This is a genomic window from Kribbella sp. NBC_00359, from assembly GCF_036097425.1.
Classification (GTDB): Bacteria; Actinomycetota; Actinomycetes; order Propionibacteriales; family Kribbellaceae; genus Kribbella.
Window position 1 is genome coordinate 1,945,579 of sequence record NZ_CP107975.1, and the last position, 18,013, is coordinate 1,963,591.

At 69.0% G+C, this 18,013-nt stretch carries 18 protein-coding genes; 4 read left to right on the forward strand and 14 right to left on the reverse strand.

The window, feature by feature from the left end; all coding sequences use genetic code 11:
- Positions 1-379: 379 nt before the first annotated feature.
- From OG876_RS09480 to OG876_RS09490, 3 genes are read right to left on the reverse strand one after another with little or no spacing between them, the layout of a single operon-like run.
- The gene (locus tag OG876_RS09480; RefSeq protein WP_328524416.1) at positions 380-1,528 is read right to left on the reverse strand and encodes a hypothetical protein; all 1,149 of its coding nucleotides are present in this window, start codon (positions 1,526-1,528) and stop codon (positions 380-382) included.
- Positions 1,529-1,544: 16 nt separating this feature from the next.
- Positions 1,545-3,683, reverse strand: coding sequence for a glycosyltransferase family 39 protein (locus OG876_RS09485; RefSeq protein ID WP_328524417.1), 2,139 nt, complete (start codon positions 3,681-3,683; stop codon positions 1,545-1,547).
- 1 nt (position 3,684) lies between these two features.
- The gene (locus tag OG876_RS09490; RefSeq protein WP_328524418.1) at positions 3,685-4,917 is read right to left on the reverse strand and encodes a bifunctional glycosyltransferase family 2/GtrA family protein; all 1,233 of its coding nucleotides are present in this window, start codon (positions 4,915-4,917) and stop codon (positions 3,685-3,687) included.
- A gap of 143 nt (positions 4,918-5,060) precedes the next feature.
- Between OG876_RS09490 and OG876_RS09495 the strand changes: the two genes are divergently transcribed.
- Positions 5,061-6,461, forward strand: coding sequence for an FAD-dependent oxidoreductase (locus OG876_RS09495; protein ID WP_328524419.1), 1,401 nt, complete (start codon positions 5,061-5,063; stop codon positions 6,459-6,461).
- Here OG876_RS09495 and OG876_RS09500 read toward each other — a convergent pair.
- From OG876_RS09500 to OG876_RS09525, 6 genes are all read right to left on the reverse strand, one after another.
- On the reverse strand, positions 6,444-6,848 hold the full coding sequence (locus OG876_RS09500) for a hypothetical protein (protein WP_328524420.1): 405 nt from the start codon (positions 6,846-6,848) through the stop codon (positions 6,444-6,446). The two genes, OG876_RS09495 and OG876_RS09500, sit on opposite strands and share 18 nt — an antisense overlap.
- A 1-nt stretch (position 6,849) precedes the next feature.
- Positions 6,850-7,206, reverse strand: coding sequence for a hypothetical protein (locus OG876_RS09505; protein WP_328524421.1), 357 nt, complete (start codon positions 7,204-7,206; stop codon positions 6,850-6,852).
- A 3-nt stretch (positions 7,207-7,209) separates the two neighbouring features.
- Positions 7,210-8,646 carry an adenylosuccinate lyase gene (gene purB, locus OG876_RS09510; RefSeq protein WP_442914114.1) on the reverse strand — a complete coding sequence of 479 codons (1,437 nt, stop codon included), beginning with the start codon at positions 8,644-8,646 and terminating at the stop codon, positions 7,210-7,212.
- 27 nt (positions 8,647-8,673) lie between these two features.
- A complete protein-coding gene (locus tag OG876_RS09515; protein ID WP_328524422.1) occupies positions 8,674-9,108 on the reverse strand; it encodes a glutaredoxin domain-containing protein in 435 nt (144 codons plus the stop codon).
- Between the two features lie 81 nt (positions 9,109-9,189).
- Entirely contained in the window at positions 9,190-10,092 is a 903-nt protein-coding gene (locus tag OG876_RS09520; RefSeq protein WP_328524423.1) for a hypothetical protein, read from the reverse strand.
- Positions 10,089-10,697, reverse strand: coding sequence for an RNA polymerase sigma factor (locus tag OG876_RS09525; protein WP_328524424.1), 609 nt, complete (start codon positions 10,695-10,697; stop codon positions 10,089-10,091). Before OG876_RS09525 ends, OG876_RS09520 begins: the two co-directional genes overlap by 4 nt.
- A 311-nt stretch (positions 10,698-11,008) precedes the next feature.
- Between OG876_RS09525 and OG876_RS09530 the strand changes: the two genes are divergently transcribed.
- On the forward strand, positions 11,009-11,593 hold the full coding sequence (locus tag OG876_RS09530) for a hypothetical protein (protein ID WP_328524425.1): 585 nt from the start codon (positions 11,009-11,011) through the stop codon (positions 11,591-11,593).
- A gap of 46 nt (positions 11,594-11,639) precedes the next feature.
- On the opposite strand, the gene purD is transcribed toward OG876_RS09530, so the two are convergent.
- Positions 11,640-12,938 carry a phosphoribosylamine--glycine ligase gene (purD, locus tag OG876_RS09535; protein WP_328524426.1) on the reverse strand — a complete coding sequence of 433 codons (1,299 nt, stop codon included), beginning with the start codon at positions 12,936-12,938 and terminating at the stop codon, positions 11,640-11,642.
- A 76-nt stretch (positions 12,939-13,014) separates the two neighbouring features.
- Between purD and OG876_RS09540 the strand changes: the two genes are divergently transcribed.
- Positions 13,015-13,671, forward strand: a complete 657-nt coding sequence (locus tag OG876_RS09540; RefSeq protein ID WP_442914165.1) for an extracellular solute-binding protein — start codon at positions 13,015-13,017, stop codon at positions 13,669-13,671.
- Positions 13,672-13,734: 63 nt separating this feature from the next.
- Here the strand turns inward: OG876_RS09540 and OG876_RS09545 are convergent, their stop codons facing one another.
- The 3 genes from OG876_RS09545 to OG876_RS09555 form a co-directional block, all read right to left on the reverse strand.
- The gene (locus OG876_RS09545) at positions 13,735-14,634 is read right to left on the reverse strand and encodes an alpha/beta fold hydrolase (RefSeq protein ID WP_328524428.1); all 900 of its coding nucleotides are present in this window, start codon (positions 14,632-14,634) and stop codon (positions 13,735-13,737) included.
- Positions 14,635-14,689: 55 nt separating this feature from the next.
- Positions 14,690-15,169, reverse strand: coding sequence for a DUF3237 family protein (locus OG876_RS09550; RefSeq protein ID WP_328524429.1), 480 nt, complete (start codon positions 15,167-15,169; stop codon positions 14,690-14,692).
- 346 nt (positions 15,170-15,515) lie between these two features.
- Entirely contained in the window at positions 15,516-16,214 is a 699-nt protein-coding gene (locus OG876_RS09555; protein ID WP_328524430.1) for a hypothetical protein, read from the reverse strand.
- 82 nt (positions 16,215-16,296) lie between these two features.
- Here OG876_RS09555 and OG876_RS09560 point away from each other — a divergent pair, with 82 nt between their 5' ends.
- Complete coding sequence (locus tag OG876_RS09560; RefSeq protein ID WP_328524431.1) at positions 16,297-17,148, forward strand: SMP-30/gluconolactonase/LRE family protein; 852 nt, start codon at positions 16,297-16,299, stop codon at positions 17,146-17,148.
- A gap of 109 nt (positions 17,149-17,257) precedes the next feature.
- Here OG876_RS09560 and OG876_RS09565 read toward each other — a convergent pair whose 3' ends face one another.
- The gene (locus tag OG876_RS09565; RefSeq protein ID WP_328524432.1) at positions 17,258-18,001 is read right to left on the reverse strand and encodes a hypothetical protein; all 744 of its coding nucleotides are present in this window, start codon (positions 17,999-18,001) and stop codon (positions 17,258-17,260) included.
- Positions 18,002-18,013: the final 12 nt, after the last annotated feature.

The following is an 18,013-nucleotide window of genomic DNA, read 5'->3' on the forward strand; positions in this document are numbered from 1 at the left end:
AGGCGATCTCCCGCGGGTCAGTGCCCGGCGCTCCAGGCGGTCCCCGAGCGCGAGTGCCCTGCGGGCCTAGTGGTGTCCGAGGGCGAGCGCTCCGCGGCCAGCGGTCTCCCGCGGGTCAGTGCCCCGCGCTCCAGGCGGTCCCCGAGCCTGACTGCGCGGCGGCCCGCGTGGTGTCCGACGGAGAATGCCCGGCGGTCCAGGCGCTCTTCCTCGGGTCAGTGGCCGGCGGTCCAGGCGGTCGTGAGTGCCCGGCGGGCCGAGTGGTGTCCGACGGTGAGCGCCCGGCGGTCCAGGCGGTCTCGCTCGCGTGAGTGCCCGGCGGGCCGAGTGTCCGCTCGGGGCCCGCCGGGCTGCTTTCGCGGGCCAACTGGGTCTGGGCTCAGCCGTTCTGCGTTCCAGTGCCGGGCTGGGTGCCCTGCCCCTGCTGCCCAGGAAGCGTGCCCTGCCCCGTGCCCCCTTGCCCCGTGCTGCCCTGGCCCGTGCTGCCCTGGCCCTGTCCCTGACCGGGAAGCGTGCCCTGGCCTTGGCCGGAGTTTCCCTGACCGGTCGTGCCTTGACCGTTGCCTTGTCCCGGGAAGCGGCCGAAGCCACCACCGCCGGTGCCGCCGAACTGGTTCTGCTGCGTAGAAGTCCCGTCCCACGAGTGGCCAACCGCCATGCCACCAAGGAAAGCCAGCACCGCAAGCAACGAACCTGCTCCAGCCAACACCACATTGCTCGGCCGCCCGCCGCCCTTCCCAGCCCCCTCAGCCGCCGACGCCGCGCCAACCGCACCCGCGGAAGCCGCGCCCCCCGGGGCGTACTGCGGGCCGGACCCGTCGGTCGGGTGGGGTACGGCGCCTCGCGTGTACTGCGGGCCAGCGCCGGCGGTGGGTTGGGGTGAAGCAGCGCCACCGCCGGACTGCGCTGCAGCACCTGTGGCGTACTGCGAGCCAGGCCCGTCGGTCGGGTGAAGTGCCGCGCCCGCTGGGTACTGCGAGTCAGACCCGTCGGCCGGGTCGGGCAACGCGCCTCGGGCGTACTGCGGGCCAGGGCCGGCGGTCGGGTCAGGCAAGGCGCCTGGGGCGTACTGCGGGCCAGGGCCGGCGGTGGGCTGGGGTGAACGGGCGCCTCCGGTGGACCGCGGTGCGGCACCTGCGGCGTACTGCGAGCCAGGCCTGTCGGTCGGGTGAGGCGCGGTGCCGGATCGCGGGTCGGACGCGGCCTGCGGGTTGCCTGGGACGTACTGCGGACCGGGGCCAGCCGTGGGCTGGTGTGAAGCAGCAGGGCCGGCGAACCGCGATGCGGCGCCTGCGCCGTACTGCGGGCCGGCGTCGGCGGCGGACTGCGGGGCGGCGCCCGCGCCGTACTGCGGGGCGGGGTTGGCGGCGGACTGCGGGGCGGGGTTCGCGCCGTGCTGCGGGGTGGGGTTGGCGGTGGACTGGGGTGCGGGGTTTGCGGTGCGGCGCGGGTGGGGGGCGGCCGCGCGCGCCGTTTGACGTTGGGCCTCCGGAGTGGTGCCTGGGTTGGAGGTGGGGTTTTGCTTCATAGGGGTGCTCCGGTTCTTAGCTTGTTGTGTTGGTGGTGAGGTCGTAGACGGTGGTGTTGCCTACGGTTTGGGACTGGAAGTTCTCGGATACCCAGGTGGAGATCTCGCTGGAGGTGCCGCCGCGGGCGCCGCCGAAGCCGCCTCCACCGCTGCCGATGAAGTAGTGGATCTTGCCCTGGGCAACCAGTTGCTTGAACTCGGTCAGTGAGGGCGCCGGGTCGGTGCCGTTGAAGCCGCCGATCGCCATGATCGGTTCGCCGGACGCGATCTGCAGTGGCGCGGCGCCGTTCGCCGTGACCGCTGCGGCCGCCCAGGTGTAACCCTTCACACCCTGCTGCAGCAGCGTCACCAGGTCGGTCGACACTCCACTGATCCCGCCACCACCAAGGAATCCACCGACTCCACCGCCGCCCCCACCAGGCCCGGTCGTCCCGTTACCAGTAGTCCCCGGCACACCAGTCGTCCCGTTGCCGGTCGCACCGTTCCCAGTCGCCGGCCCACCCGTCGTACCGTTGCCCGTCGTACCATTCCCAGTCGCCGGCCCAGTCGCCGGTCCACCCGTCGTGCCGTTGCCCGTCGTCCCATTCCCGGTCTGTCCAGGCGGCGTACCCATCCGGCCACCAAAGCCACCACCACCAGGCCCGCCCCGCATCCCGCCGGCCCCAGCCGGCCCAGCGGACGGCAGTGCACCCGTATGCGCCGTGCTGATCGTCGACAGCGAGTACGCCGTCGGCCCGGCCAATGCGCTCACCGTCAGCAGCGCGCCCGCGAACAGCCCGGCCCGCCGAGCCGCCGTCCGATGCAGCTTCAGCTCCGGCAGCAACACCAGTGCACCGGCCGCCATCACACCGGTCAGCAGAACCACCCATCGCAGCCACGGGTGCCACGTCGCCGTCTGGTTCAGCAGCGCGAAGCTCCAGCCGGCGGTCAGCAAGATCCCACCGGACAGCGTTGCCCGCGGCAACCACTGGTCCCGGCGCCGCCAGAGCACCGACATCGCCGCGCCGATCAACGCCCCGATCGCCGGCGCCAGGGCGATCATGTAGTAGCTGTGGATGATCCCCTGCATGTAGCTGAAGACCAGCCCGGTGCCGACCAGCCAGCCACCCCACAGGACGGCGAACGCCCGCGTCCGGTCCGTCCGCGGAGCCTTGCCCGCAGCAACGACCAGGACGATCGTCGCGAGCAGAGCAGCCGGCAGCAGCCACGCGATCTGCGACCCGAACTCACCGCCGAACAACCGCTGCACACCGGCCGCGCCACCCCACCCGGGGTTGCCCTGTCCGCCGCCGACGGAGCCGGTCTCGTTGCCGCTCAACCGCCCGAGCCCGTTGTACCCGAGCGTCAACTCGAGAATGCTGTTCGTCGACGACCCACCGATGTACGGCCGCGCCGACGCCGGCAGCAACTCGACGATCGCGACCCACCAGCCGGCGCTGACGATCAGTGAGACCAGCGCCAGCGCACTGTGGACCAGCCGCTTGCCCAGCTTCGGCTTCCCGGCGATCAGGTACGCCAGCCCGAAGGCCGGCAGGATCAGGAACGCCTGCAGCATCTTTGTCAGGAACCCGAACCCGACCAATGCCCCGGCCAGCATCATCCACCGAGCCGCATGCTGCGACGAGTCGATCGCCCGCGTCACCGCCCACGCACCGGCGCACAGCAGGAGGATCAGCAGCGCGTCCGGGTTGTTGAACCGGAACATCAGTACGGCGACCGGCGTCAGCGCGAGGATCGCGCCGGCCAGCAAGCCGGCGTTCGCGGAGAACCACCGCCGCACCGACACGTACACGAACCCGACACTCGCGACGCCCATCAGCGCCTCGGGCACCAGCATGCTCCAGGTGTTGAACCCGAAGATCCGCCCGGACAGCCCCATCACCCAGAGCGCTGCCGGCGTCTTGTCCACGGTGATGAAGCTCGATGCGTCGAACGACCCGAAGAACCAGGCCTTCCAGCTCGTCGACCCGGCTTGCACCGCGGCCGCGTAGTACTCGTTGGCATAGCCGTTCTTGGACAGTCCCCACAGGTACGCGATCGCGGTCAGCACCAGCAGCCCGCCGTACAGGACCTTGTCGCGGCCGATCGTGTACTGGGTACTGATCGTCCGAGCCCGGCGTGGTGTCGCCTGGACGGGGTCGGTCAGGGTTGCCATGTCAGTTGCTCCGGGTCTGGTCGAGAACCGCCGGGGGTTCGAAGGCGGGCAGGGTCGGCGCGTCGTCGTCGAAGACCCACGCCTGGAAGAGGCTGAACCGGACCAGAGTCGCGGCCAGGTTCGCGATGGTGAGGACGGTGATCTCCACCGCCTGATGCGGTACGGCGATCGCCGTGTGCAGCAGCCACAGTGAGCACGCGGTCAGGCTCCAGCCGATGCCGAAGGCAACGAGACCGCGCAGCTGATGGCGCCACCGGTTCTCCAGACCGTGGACCCCGAAGGTGATCCGCCGGTTGAGAGCGGTGTTGCCGACCGCGGTGATCAACAGCGCCAGGACGTTCGCGACCTGGGCCGGCATACCCTGCCGCAGCACGAGATAGAGCAGTGCGTACGCCGCGGTGCTCAGCACTCCGATCGCACCGAACCGGAGTACGCGCGCGGCCATCGCCGTACGGGGATCGAGGATCCGCGGGCGACCGTACTTCTCCCGGATCGGCTCGAGATCGATCCGGCCGCGGCCGAGACCGCGCATCAGCCGCGAGATCCCCCGCAGATCCTCGCCGACCGTCTTCGCGATCGAAACCCGCGAATCGAGGTCGTCGACCCAGTCGACCGGCACCTCGTGGATCCGCAGCCCGGCCTTCTCCGCGAGAACCAGCAGTTCGGTGTCGAAGAACCAGCTGGTGTCCTGGATCAGCGGCAGCAGTTCCCGCGCGACGTCGGCGCGGATCGCCTTGAACCCGCACTGGGCGTCGGAGAAGTGTGCACTCAAGGTTGCCCGCAGCAACAGGTTGTACGAGCGCGAGATGAACTCCCGTTTCGGCCGCCGGACCACGCGGGAGCCGTTCGACAACCGGGTGCCGATGGCGACATCGCTGTGCCCCGCGAACAGCGGTGCGACCAGCGGCAGCAGCGCGTTCAGGTTGGTGGACAGGTCGACGTCCATGTAGGCGAGCACGTCGGCCGTGCTCTCGGACCAGACCTGCTTCAGCGCCCGGCCGCGCCCGGACTGCTCGAGCCGGACGATCCGGACTCCGGACAGCTCGGTGGCGAGCAGCATGCCGATCTCGTATGTCGCGTCCGTGCTTCCGTTGTCCGCGATGCAGACCTCGGCCGGAAACGGGAAGGCGGTGTCCAGGAACGCCCGCAGCCGCCTGATGTTCGGACCGAGGTCGTGTTCCTCGTTCTTGACGGGTACGACGATCTCGACCCGAGGATGACCTGGAATCTGCATGCCACCGATGCTGTCCGGTCAACCTGAGTCAGCCCCTGTGCACGGCTGGCAGTTCGCTGGCAGTCCGCGACATGCACCCATCCGCGAACGCCTGGCCGCCGAAATAGAGTTGTAGTTCCGTCATCACTGCCCGGGGGCTGGTCATGGTCGCGTCCGCTGCGCAACGCTTCGCCCGCATCGCCACCGCGGAGCGCCCCAGGGACACCAGGATCCTGATGCGGCGCGCGATCGTACTCGGGGCAAGCATGGCCGGCCTGATGGCGGCGCGGGTGCTCAGTGACCACGCCGACGAGGTGCTGGTGATCGAGCGGGACACGTCCGAGGAGTCCACTTCGCCGCGGCCCGGCGTACCGCAGGGCAGCCAGGTGCACGCCCTGTTGCCGGCGGGCCACGCGCAGCTCGACCGCTGGTTCCCGGGCTTCACGGCCGAGGCGACGGCCGCGGGGGCGACCAATCCGCCGCCGGAAACGATCCGGAACTACGTGAACGGCGCCCTGCGCCCGCTGCCACCAACGGACGCACTGGGGATCCTGCTGGTCAGCACCCGGCCGTTCCTGGAGTCGCTGGTACGGCGGCGGACGCTGGAGATCGCCAACATCCGGCTCGTCCACGGCCGAGCCGACGGGATCGACTTCACCGGCGACCGGGTGAGCGCGGTCCGCTACCAGCCGACCGGGGACGGCGCGCTCGTCACCGAGCCGGCCGACCTTGTCGTCGACGCGACCGGACGGTCGAGCCGCCTCAGCGACTGGCTGAGCGCGGCCGGCTGGCCGCAGCCACCGATGCGGCGGATGCCGATCAAGCTCAACTACGCCAGCGCGCTCTTCCAGCAGGACCCGGCGATCTCTGACATCGGCATCTCGATCGCGCAGAACCAGCCCGGCAGCGGACGGCCACCGCGGCAGGGCGGCGTGCTGGCGGTCGAGGGCGACCGCTGGCTGGTCCTCGTTGCCGGGTACGCCGACGACCGGCCGACCCGCGACCTCGAAGACTTCCGGAAGCGCTGCCGCGAGGACTTCCCGGCCGCCTTCGGTCAGATCGCCGATCACGCCGAGCCCATCGGCGAGGTGATGACCTATCACCAGGCCGACAGTCGGCGCCGCGACTACGACGAACTGGAACGTGTCCCGGCCGGCCTGATCGTCGCCGGGGACGCGGTGGCGTCGTTCAACCCGGTCTACGGCCAAGGGATGACGTCGGCGACACTCCACGCGTCCTGCCTGTCGGCGTACCTGCGCTCCGGCCCTGCCCTCGATCAGCCCGCGAGGGCGTACTTCGACGAGGTCAGGGTCGTCGTCGACGCGGCCTGGCAGGTCTCGACGCTCGCCGATCTCGAGCTCCCGCACGTGGATGGGCCGTACCCGCGCGGCTACCGGCTGGTGAAGTGGATCTCGGGCCTGGTCTTCCAGGCCGCGGCCGGCGATCCCCACGTCAACGTCCAGTTCAACCGGGTGACGACGATGCTCGACCACCCGAGCGCCCTCGCCCGCCCGCACACGGTGCTCCGCGCGCTGCGCTGGAAGCTGTTAGCGGGTACGACGTAGCCAGAGCAGCCCGAGGACCGGAAGAACCACCGGGACGAATCCGTACCCCTGCCCGAAGTGCGACCACACCGTGGCGTCCGGGAAATCGTCCGGTGCGAGGTAGCTGAACCCCCCGATGGCCAGGACCCCGGTCAGCTCGATCGCGATCGCGACCGTCGCCACCTTCCGGGAGACCTTCGTTGCCTTGGCCAACGCGTACGTCGCGGCGCAATAGATGACCGCGGCAACGGCCGACAGGATGTAGGCGATCGGCGCCTCGTGGAACTTGGTGGCGATCTGCACACCGGCCCGGGCGGTCGCGGCCAGCGCGAACACGCCGTACACCGCGATCAGGATGCGGCCGGGACCGTGCCGGGTCGCCTCGGGATCATGGGTCGTCTCGGTCATCTCAGGCCGTCCAGACTTCGTGCAGGCGCAGCTCGAGGATCGGGATCACCAGGCACGCGACAGCCAGCGCCCCGGCGCCCCACCGGCTGCTCTCCGCGAGCGCCCACAACGCACCCAGCGGCAGCACGATCAGCGAGCCGATCAGATATCCGACGAAGAACGGCCCGGACACGTCCCGCTCGGTCCCGGCCAGTTGCACGATCCCCACGACGAGCTGAGCCAGCAACAGGACCTCGACCACCCCGAGGACGCCCAGCAGCGGCCAATCGATCCGCTTGTCGCGCGCTGCCAGCACGACGGCGTACACCATCGCGGCGAGAGAGAGCGCCACCAGCGCCCACGTGAGCGGTTCGAACACGAGCTAGAGAATGTCACCCGGCGTGTAGGCGGCGGCCTCGGGGTGGCGTTTGGCGAGTTCGTCGATCTGGGCGACGACGGTGTTCACCTGGGCGACGGCCGCGCCGGTGAAGGACAGGGGCTCGCCGACGATGCCGATGATCTGCTCCTCGGTCAGGCCGAGGCGGCCGTCCGCGCCGAGCCGGTGGAACAGGTCGTTCTCCGCCAGACCCTTGCGCAGGTCCAGCGCGGTAGCGACCGCGTGTTCCTTGATCACCTCGTGCGCGGTCTCCCGGCCGACGCCGTTCTTGACCGCCGCCATCAGCACCTTGGTCGTGGTCAGGAACGGCAGGTACCGCTCCAGCTCCCGGCTGACCACGGCCGGGTACACCCCGAACTCGTCCAGCACGGTCAGGAACGTCTCGAACAACCCGTCCAGCGCGAAGAACGCGTCCGGCAACGCAACCCGCCGTACGACGGAGCAGAAGACGTCACCCTCGTTCCACTGGTTGCCGGCCAGCTCACCGGCCATCGAGGCGTACCCGCGCAGGATCACCGCGAGACCGTTGACCCGCTCGCAGGACCTGGTGTTCATCTTGTGCGGCATCGCCGAGGACCCGACCTGGCCCTCCTTGAACCCTTCGGTGACCAGCTCGTGCCCGGCCATCAGCCGGATCGTGGTCGCGAGGCTCGACGGCGCCGCGGCCAGCTGCACCAGCGCCGAGACGACCTCGTAGTCGAGGGACCGCGGGTACACCTGCCCGACGCTGGTCAGCGTCCGGCTGAACCCGAGGTGCGAGGCGATGTCGCTCTCCAGCTTGTCCAGCTTCGCCGGGTCGCCGCCGAACAGGTCCAGCATGTCCTGCGCCGTACCGACCGGGCCCTTGATGCCACGCAGCGGATAGCGCTCGAGCAGTTCCTCGATCCTCGCGATCGCGACCAGGAGCTCGTCCGCCGCGGAGGCGAACCGCTTGCCCAGCGTGGTCGCCTGCGCGGCGACGTTGTGAGACCGGCCGGTCAGCACCAGTGCCGCGTGGTCGGCCGCCTTCTGCCCCAGCCGTACGGCGGTCGCCACGGCACGATCGCGGACGAGCTCGAGACTCGCCCGGATCTGCAGCTGCTCGACGTTCTCGGTCAGGTCCCGGCTCGTCATGCCCTTGTGGATGTGCTCGTGCCCGGCGAGCACGCTGAACTCCTCGATCCGCGCCTTCACGTCGTGCCGGGTGACCCGCTCGCGGGCCGCGATCGACTCCAGGTCGACCTGGTCGATCACCCGCTCGTAGTCCTCGACGACACCGTCCGGCACGTCGACCCCGAGCTCCTTCTGGGCCTTGAGCACCGCCACCCACAGCTTCCGCTCGAGCACGATCTTGTGCTCGGGCGACCACAGCTGCGCCATCGACAGACTGGCGTACCGGGAGGCGAGAACGTTGGGGATGCGGGGCTTGCTGGGCTTCGACACCCGTCCATTCTCCCTCGGGCTCGTCAGCTACTCACCCACCGGTCCAGCCCGCAGCCGCTCCCGCACCCACCGTGGCCCGGGATTCACCCGGCTCACGCCGTCGGCCACCACGGTCGGAACCGTCTCGTTGCCGCCTGCCACCGCCCGCACCGCCGCGGCGGCCTCGGGGTCCGTCCAGATGTTGACCCAGGACACGCGACCGGCCACACCGATCAGCGCCAGCCGCAGCCGCAGGCAGTACTGGCACCCAGGTCGCCAGTAGACGATGGGTTTGTCCCCGACGGCCGCCTCGGCGGCGCTCACCGATCGCGGGAACACCAGCGGCGAGAACAGGAACGCGAGAACGACGAACACCGCCAACTGGACGACGGCGAGCCCACCGGACCCGGCGGACGCAGACCACGCTGCGAGCCCGACTCCGATCAGCAGGGCGAGCAGGGCGAACTTCCAGCTGCGCAGCACCCCGTCATCCTCGCAGGCAGGATCACCGGCCGTCGCCCCGGCTCGCGAGGTGCGACGAACCGGGGCGGCGCGGGACCGCCGTCAGGGCAGCCAGTTCCAGACGAGGGCCAGCTGACAGGTCTTCGGATCGGGCATTCCCGGAGCAGGGTGATCGGTGGACATGTCACCGGCTGCCTCGAGTCCCGGCCCGCTCCAGGCCAGGTACGTCTTGCCGGTGGGATCCAGGACGCACCGGGCTTGACGGGCCTTCCGCTCTGCGACGGTCCTCGGGCTCGTGTACATCAGCTTGCCGTTCCCGTCGTACGCCCGGATGACGTACTCCAACGGCGTACTGTCCGTGCGCTTCTTGTTGAACGGGACCTCGGGCACCGACGTGAAGTAGAAACCGTGCCGGAGTTCCGCCTCGTACGTCTTCCCACCATGCGGGGTCACGGTGACGCGAGCGACGCCCTGCACGTAAGCCCCGCTGCCCCTTCCGTAGTCCTCGATCGGATCGTGGATCGCCTGGCCAGGCATCCGGGGACCCCTGCCTCCGGCCCGGTTGCCCTTCGGATCGAACCCGCAGTAGCTCCAGCCGTGGAGCTCGGACAACACCACGAAGCTCGTCGCGGCGGCGTTCTCGGGCGGGTTCACGACCCGCCAGCCGTCGAGCACCTTGGCCGGTGGGTCTTGCTTGACCGGCCCGATGCACTTCGCCATCAACGCCGCCTTTTGGGCAGCGTCGAGCGGTTCGAAGACCGTGCGTACTCCCAGCGCTGCGGGCGTCGGATGCCCGGCCGACGATGCCGACTTGTCGCTGCGCAGCGCCGGTACGGCGATCGCCGCGCCGACGACCAGGACGATGGCGGCGGCCGCCGCGAGAGGGACGAACAGGCGGCGCCGGCGAGGTACGGCGGACTCGTGGTCGACGATGGCCATCAGCTCGTGACGTTGACGGGTTCGGGTAGCGGCGGGCAGATCCCGCTCCGGCGGCAGCGTGTTCATGACTGGTTCTCCACGACAGACGGAAGATTGAGTTCGCGCAGCCGCTTGCGCGCGCGGGAGAGGCGGGACTTCACGGTGCCGATCGGGACGTCGAGTGCGACTGCGGCGGCGGCCTGATCCAGGCCGGCCCAGACACAGAGCTCGATGATCTCCCGCTCATGGCGGCGCAGGTGCTTCAGCGACGCACGGGCGGCCCGGATCCGCTCGTCGTCGTCGATCCGGCCGACCACGTCGTCGGCGTGGTCACCGATCTCGGTGGGCAGTCGCTCCGCGGCGGCCAGTGCGCGGCGGTACCGCATTTTGGAGCGCCAGTCGTTGCGCACCGTGTAGTCGGCAGTCCGGAGCAACCAGGGCAGGGCCGACTCGCGGTCGAGCACCACCTCGGATCGCCGCCGCCACGCCTGCAGGAAGACCGCCGAGGTCAGGTCCTCGGCGTCGCTCCAGGATGCGGTACGCCGATACAGGAAGTTGTAGATCGCCCGGGCATGCCGGTCGTACAGTTGCGCGAAGGCGTCAGCGTCGCCCTCCACGGTCCGGTCCCACAGACTCCGGTCCGAACTACCGGACACTCTCGCTCCGTCCTGGTCGACCAGTAGGCCGCTCACGCGACCGGTCCACTCATATCGCAGCGCATCCGCGCTCCTTCCGACCTCACGACGGTCATTCACCGTGTATGTGTCGGCCGGAGCGGAGAGGTTCCCGCGAGATTTCAGGTCAGACCGCGATCAGGCCTCTGCGCAGCACGCCCGCCATCGTCCCAGAGCCCGAATCGATCTGGTTCCCGAGTGCTTCGGGTCCATCGGCCTGCGGATCAGGGCCGTTCGGTGCATAGCCGCGACGGGCCGCCGGCCGAACACTCGAAGTAGCACTCCTCAACACTCAGCAGCCGCACCCCGCGGCTTGAAAGGAACCGATCATGCGCCGCAAGACGTTCGACGCGCTGCTCACCTCCGCCGGGCTCGTCCTCGCGATCGTCCTGGTCGCAGCGGGCGGTCTCATGCTGTGGGCACACAACTTCGTCGACGACCAGGTCCACAGTCAGCTCGCCGCGCAGAAGATCTTCTTCCCCAAGGCGGGCAGCGAATCTCTCAACGACCCGGCCGTCAAGCCCTACCTGTCCCAGTACGCCGGCCAGCAACTGGTGACCGGCGCGCAGGCCGAGGCCTACGCCAACCACTTCATCGCCGTCCACATCAACGAGATGGCCGGCGGCAAGACGTACTCGCAGCTGTCCCAGGAGTCGCTCGCGAACCCGACCGACGCCAAACTGGCCGGCCAGGTGCAGACCGTCTTCCGCGGTGAGACGCTCCGTGGCCTGCTGCTCAACGCCTACGCCTTCGGGAAGATGGGCGAGATCGCCCTCATCGGCGCCATCGCCGCCTTCGCGGCGGCCGGGTTCCTGCTGATCCTGTCGGCGCTGGGCATCGCCCACCTGCGGCGGGTCCCTGCCGAGGCCGAGCTGATGCCGAAGCTGAGCGGCGCGGAACCGCGCCTCGCCTGACCCAGGCAAACGGAACCGCCGGCCCGTCCCGGGGCCGGCGGTTTCTTCATGCCCCCGGACGAAGGCTCAGGACGGTGACCTCGCCGCGCGCGGCCTTGAGGGCGATGTCGGTGCGGTGCTGGGAGCCCTTGATGCGGATCTGGCCGACCGCGGCGTAGGCGCGCTGCCGGGCCTCGTCGAGGTCCTTGCCGGTGGCACTGACCGCGAGGACCCGGCCGCCCGACGTCACGAGTTCGTCGCCGTCGAGCGCCGTACCCGCGTGGAAGACGCGGACCGCGCCGGCCTCCGCCTGGTCGACACCGCTGATCACGTCACCACTGCGCGGGCTGGACGGGTACTTCTTCGCGGCAACCACGACCGCTACCGAGGCGGCGCTCTGCCAGCTCAGTGGTCCGTGATCGGCCAGCTTCCCGGTCGCGGCGGCGTACAGGAGGCCGGCGAGTGGGGTCTTCAGCAACGGCAGCAGGGCCTGCGTCTCCGGGTCGCCGAAGCGGCAGTTGAACTCGATCACCCGGACACCCCGCGAGGTCAGCGCGAGACCGGCGTACAGCAGGCCGCTGAACGGCGTACCGCGGCGGCGCAGCTCGTCGATCGTCGGCTGCAGCACCTTCTCGGTGATCTCGGCGACCAGGTCGTCCGGTGCCCAGGGCAACGGTGTGTAGGCGCCCATGCCGCCGGTGTTCGGGCCCTCGTCGTTGTCGCCGAGGCGCTTGAAATCCTGGGCCGGCTGCATCGGCAGCACGGTGGTGCCGTCGGTGATCGCGAACAGCGACACCTCCGGGCCGTCCAGGTACTCCTCGATCAGCACCTGCTCGCACTCGGCGGCATGCGCCAGCGCCTCGTCCCGGTCGGAGGTGACCACGACCCCCTTGCCCGCGGCCAGGCCGTCGTCCTTCACGACGTACGGCGGCCCGAACGCGTCGATCGCCTCCGCCGCCTGCTCAGGCGTCGTACACACATAGGCCCGGCCCGTCGGCACGCTCGCCGCGGCCATCACGTCCTTGGCGAACGCCTTCGAACCCTCGATCTGGGCGGCGTCCCTGGACGGGCCGAAGACCGCGATCCCGGCATCCCGCAGCGGATCAGCCAGCCCGGCCACCAGCGGCGCCTCCGGTCCGACCACGACCAGGTCGGCGCCGAGCTCCTTCGCCAGCGCGACCACCGCATCGTGGTCGGAAATGTCCACCGAACGGCAAACGATCGTTTGCCCGTCGTACGCCGGGCGCAACACGGCGATGCCAGGGTTCCCCGGGGCCGCCACGACCTGCTCGACATCGGGGTCCTGGGCCAGCGCCCAGACCAGTGCATGCTCGCGGCCGCCGGAGCCGATCACCAAGACCTTCACGGGCCATCAGCCTAGCGTGCTCCGGCCGGAGGGACCCCCGGGCGGTGTAAGACTGCGCTTTCACTGGAAGTAAGCGATTGACTACAACCACTGCACCGGCGGCGTCAAGGTCGCGACCTGGTACCAGCAGATGGTCAAGCAGGGCCTGATGCCGAACACCGGCAAGAAGACCGATGACGCTCAGGCCCTCTTCAAGGCCGGCACGTCTGCGATGCACCTGGAGTCGACCGGTTCGCTGCGCGGCTACCTGGACGCGGCGAAGGGCAAGTTCACGGTACTCACGGCGCCGTTCCCGCACCTGACCGCGTCGGACTCCGGTGGTCCGATCATCGGCGGCGCGTCGCTGTGGATCGACGGCCCGGGTCACTCCGACGCCGAGAAGCGCGCGTCCTGGGAGTTCGTGAAGTTCGCCTCGTCGCCGGAGCAGCAGGCCGCGTGGCACACCGGCACCGGCTACTTCCCGATCAACTCCAAGGCCCTTGACCAGCCTGACGACAAGGCCTGGGTGGCGCAGTACCCGCAGTTCACCACCGCGATTACCCAACTGCACAACACCAAGCCCACCAACGCCTCGTCCGGCTGCATCCTCGGCGTCATGCCCCAAGCCCGCAAGGCCGCCGAAGACGGCATCGAAAAAGCAGTCCTCGGCACCGACCCCACCCAGGCCATGAAAGCGGCCGCCGACTCCATCAAGCCCCAGATCGACCAATACAACAAGACAGTCAAGAAGTAGCTCTTACTGCCCGCGGCCGCCCGGAGAGGTTCCTCCGGGCGGCCGTCGTACACCCCACGTCCGCTACTTCGCGGTCCGCTCCGAGCGCGCCCGGCTCAGGAAGTCGACGACCAGGTCTGTCGTCGCCTGCGGCTGCTCTTCCGTGATCCAGTGCCCGCAATCCGGGATGACCGCGTGTTCGACGTCATCGGCGACACACCGCAGTACCGCGCCGATGCCAGGGCCGAAGGTGGCTTCGCCTCCGAAGGCCAGGACCGGCATCTGAAGTTTGCCCTGGGCAAGAAACTTCTCGTTGTCGTCCGCATCCTGGCCGAACGTCAGGAACTGCGCAAAACTCGCTCGCATCGCGCCGGGTTGCGCATAGAGCGCCGCATAGTGCTCGCGCTTCGCTTCGTCGAACCGCGTCGGGTCCACGGAGAGTTCGTTCCAGAAGCGGTCGAGATAGATGCGCTCGCGGCCGGCGACCAGGCGCTCCATGTCGTGACCACCGAAGCCGAAGTGCCACATCGTCGGATCCTGGGTGATCTGATCCCAGGGCCCGATGCCGGGCAGCGGCGCATCGATCGCCACCCATCGGCTCACCCGCTCGGGGTGGGTGGCGGCGACTGCGTAGCCGACCATGATGCCGATGTCGTGCGTCACCAGTTCGATCGTCTGCACCCCCAGGGCGTCCAGGACGCCCCAGATGTCCACCGCCTGATTCTTCTTGTCGTAGCCGCCCTCAGGCTTCGCCGAGAGACCCAACCCCCGCAGGTCGGGCGCGACAACTGTGTGGTCTTCGATGAGTGCGCTCGCCAGATGACCCCACATGTCGCCCGTTGTACCGAAGCCGTGCAGCATGACGACCGCCGGACCATGCCCGCCGATGCGTACGTGGATCTTGACGCCGTTGGTTTCGATCTCACGCGACTGCATACCGGCTGGGAAGGGGTAGATGCCATCCTGATGTCTGTCGTTGTTCATCGCTGTACTCCGGGTTTGAAGGGAACCTGGTTCCGACTGCCGGGCATCGAGTCGGTCATTCGACGATGTACACGGCGAAGGAGACTCCGTCGGGCTGGCGGCCGGCGACGACGGTGAACACACCGAGGTTGAGCCAGTTCAGCTCCGGTTGAGTGGTTTCAATCTGTGCGCTGGCGCGGAACACATACTCCGAGGGGTCGACGTCCGCGCCGGCCGCCAATCGGGCGAGCACCTCGGGCGGTCCGTGGCGTACCGCACGCATCTGCAGGTAGAGGTTGGCTCCGGAGGTTGCGTGCAGGCCCATGCGGATGTCACCGACGCTGGATCCGTCCGGGTTGATCGTCTGCCAGTCGCCACTGACGCCAGGCACAACGCTCCCGGTCAGTTCCGGGCCGGTGAAGGTGCCGCCGACGTGGGGCACGATTCGACGCCGCCGACCGTCGGCGGTCTCTCCTAGATCGACGGGCGTGCCGATGACCGCATCGATCTGGAAGACCAGCCGAAGCTTCGGGGGTGGTAGTGGTGCGGTGGTCATGATGTGAACCTCTTACTAAACGAGAAGATCGTGTCGGACCGTAGACGATCCCTTGACCAAGGATCTCGTTCTGGACGGCAGGTTCGAAGGACCTTTTGCCTACCAGCTGGGAGCTCAAAGCTCATATCCGCCGAGCTTTACCTCCCATAAAGTGGCGGCCGTGGACCTGCGTCAGTTTCGCTACTTCCTCGCAGTCGCCGAGGACCTGACCACGATCCGGCGCGGATCCGACCGAACGCTTCGACGGGACAGGCACCTGACGTCGTACGGCGCGTGCGCAACGGTCTTGCTGTGGCTACGTGGACACGGCAGTTGACCCGGCGCATTGGCCGACGGGCGGAGCGAGCTAGGCGCGGGTCTTGCGGGCGTCGGCTGCGGCTAGTGCGGCGCGCATCGCGTCCCGCACCTCGGGCTCCCAGGGGCCGGTGGCGGTCAGCGGGATCTCGGTCATGAATCGCCGGTCGGCCTCGGGGATCCGCGCGACGACGAGATCGGGGTCATTGGCCACGGTCGCGTAGAGGTTCGGGCCGTCGGCGCCGAACAGGTCGATGGCGACGATCCGCCCATCCGCGGCGCGCATGACGTTTTCGGGATTGTCGTCCAACTCGGATCTGAACCAGGGCAACTCTGCCCGGGCCCGCTCATGGATCCGGCGTACGACATCAGCCAGCTCAGCAACCTCCGGCTCTCGCCTGGCGATCGCCTTGTGGAACGCGACGGCCTCGGGCTCGGGGACGGGTTGGAGCCATTCCATGATCTGGAGGTCGCCGCCGCCTGCCAGACGACGGTGCGCGAACAGTTGCGGGACCTGCCGGGTGTGCGCGGCCTCTCGGTATAGAGCCACGGAGTACGAGCTGGCCGGATCGAACGGGCTGATCCGCGCTGCGGCGGTGCCGTCCGGTGATCGGAGCGCGATCGCCCAGTCGCCGGCCCCGCATCGGGTCCACCCCGCCGCGAGAAGCGTCTGCTCCGCGTCCCGGTGATCGGCTTGCGCTTCCAGTTGAGCGAGCGTCTCGCGGTGCGGGTCGCCCTCCTCCGACGTCATGGCGCCGAGCATAGCCAGACGGGTCCTTGTCGATCTCGGCATTTCTCATTCGTGTAGGGGTAAAGACGGAAGGAGTTGTGTAATGACTGAGGCCTTGTTGACTGGGCTCGTTATTGGCGAGTCGGCGCGGTGGCATGACGGGCGCTTGTGGTGCTCGAACTGGGGGACGCAGGACGTCCTGGCGGTCGACGCGACCGGGCGACGAGAGGTGATGGCCCGGGTGCCGACTACTCTCCCGTTCTCCATCGACTGGCTGCCGGACGGGCGCCTGCTGGTGACTTCCGGTCAAGAAGGGCTGCTCCTGCGCCAAGAACCCTCCGGCGAGTTGGTGGTCCACGCGGACGTCTCGTCGTACGGCAGTCTGAACGAGATCGTCGTCGACGGCCGCGGCAACATCTATGTGAACGGCGGCTGCGACTTCCACCCCGACGAAGGGGAACGCCCCGGCTTCATCCTGCTGATCACTCCCGACGGTTCGGTACGACGGGTCGCCGACGAGCTGGCCTTCCCCAACGGCATGGTGATCGCGCCCGACAACAACACCCTGATCATCGCCGAATCCTTTGCCCGCGTGCTGACGGCGTACGACATCTCCGCAGACGGCTCGCTGTCGAGCCGCCGCGTCTGGGCACCTCACACCGGCGACGGCATGGTGATGGATGCCGACGGCGCCATCTGGACACCCGGCTGGGCCGACGACGCCCCCGCCTGCCTCCGCATCGCCGAAGGCGGCAAGATCCTCGAAACCGTCCCGCTCGAACACGCCGGCTTCGCCTGCACCCTCGGCGGCCCCGACGGCCGGACCCTCTACATCCTCACCGCCGACTGGCACATGCAGGAGTCCTTCGAGTCCAACCTCGACCGCCTACTCGCCACCCCCACCGGCCGCGTCCTCACCCACCCAGCCCCAACCCCACCCGCCGGCTGGCCGTAAACCCCTTCGACACCGACAGATCCAGACAACTCACGATCGCAGCCGCAGCAATCGCGTGCCGATGATTGCCGCCAGCAACCACAGCAGGAGGACGCCCGGCGCCTGTGCGCTAGTAATGCCAGTAGTAGCGGGCGTCTGCGTTCCAGGGGAGGGGGACTGTGGTGTGGTTGGTGAAGGCCATGCCTAGGCCGCGGGCGAGTTCGACGGTGCGCGAGAGCTGGAGTGAGTACGGGTGCTGGTTGTCGTCCCACCACTGTTCGAATTGGGTGATGCAGGTCTGGCCGGAGTAGTACGGGTTGGAGCAGGGGTGCGGCGGGAGCCACTTCTGAAGGTGGCGGAAGGTGACGGTGGTGGACCCGCTCGGGGGCTTGATGGTGCCGACGGCCTCCAGGCAGTAGCCGGTGCTGGGGATGTTCCACTTCACGTAGTGCTGGCGGCCGCTGGCTGACGGGATCGGCTGCAGGTTGGCGCAGTTGGCGTCGCCGATCTTCTCGGACGTGACCCGCTGGATCTGGGTCAGCGGTCGGCCGGCACCATCGTTGTAGCCGTCAAGCAGGACCCACTCGCCGTCATGGATGAAGTGCTCCGCCGACTTCGGCGGCCACGTCTTGGGGTCACCCCACGAGATGTCGGACTCGGTCGCGCTCAACGGCGTCCACGCCCACTGCCCCGCAGCGGTCTGCCCGGCAAAGTACTGCCCGGCCGACCGCTCGAACATCAGCGAGTACTGCCCGTAGTCCTCAGCCGCTACGCCCGACGTACTCGCGTCCGCCGAACGGGAATCGACGACAGCAACAGCAGCAGCCGCCGCCACAGCGACCGCACCGAATACAGAAGTGAGTTTCTTCAGCACAGAGTGTGACGT

What these genes read in the sequence shown, in the direction of transcription:
- OG876_RS09545 (WP_328524428.1), bottom strand. Translation starts at nt 14,634, where the DNA reads ATGAACAACGACAGACATCAGGATGGCATCTACCCCTTCCCAGCCGGT.
- OG876_RS09495 (WP_328524419.1), top strand. Translation starts at nt 5,061, where the DNA reads ATGGTCGCGTCCGCTGCGCAACGCTTCGCCCGCATCGCCACCGCGGAG.
- OG876_RS09490 (WP_328524418.1), bottom strand. Translation starts at nt 4,917, where the DNA reads ATGCAGATTCCAGGTCATCCTCGGGTCGAGATCGTCGTACCCGTCAAG.
- OG876_RS09485 (WP_328524417.1), bottom strand. Translation starts at nt 3,683, where the DNA reads ATGGCAACCCTGACCGACCCCGTCCAGGCGACACCACGCCGGGCTCGG.
- OG876_RS09560 (WP_328524431.1), top strand. Translation starts at nt 16,297, where the DNA reads ATGACTGAGGCCTTGTTGACTGGGCTCGTTATTGGCGAGTCGGCGCGG.
- OG876_RS09520 (WP_328524423.1), bottom strand. Translation starts at nt 10,092, where the DNA reads ATGAACACGCTGCCGCCGGAGCGGGATCTGCCCGCCGCTACCCGAACC.
- OG876_RS09530 (WP_328524425.1), top strand. Translation starts at nt 11,009, where the DNA reads ATGCGCCGCAAGACGTTCGACGCGCTGCTCACCTCCGCCGGGCTCGTC.
- OG876_RS09555 (WP_328524430.1), bottom strand. Translation starts at nt 16,214, where the DNA reads ATGACGTCGGAGGAGGGCGACCCGCACCGCGAGACGCTCGCTCAACTG.
- OG876_RS09500 (WP_328524420.1), bottom strand. Translation starts at nt 6,848, where the DNA reads ATGACCGAGACGACCCATGATCCCGAGGCGACCCGGCACGGTCCCGGC.
- OG876_RS09480 (WP_328524416.1), bottom strand. Translation starts at nt 1,528, where the DNA reads ATGAAGCAAAACCCCACCTCCAACCCAGGCACCACTCCGGAGGCCCAA.
- OG876_RS09550 (WP_328524429.1), bottom strand. Translation starts at nt 15,169, where the DNA reads ATGACCACCGCACCACTACCACCCCCGAAGCTTCGGCTGGTCTTCCAG.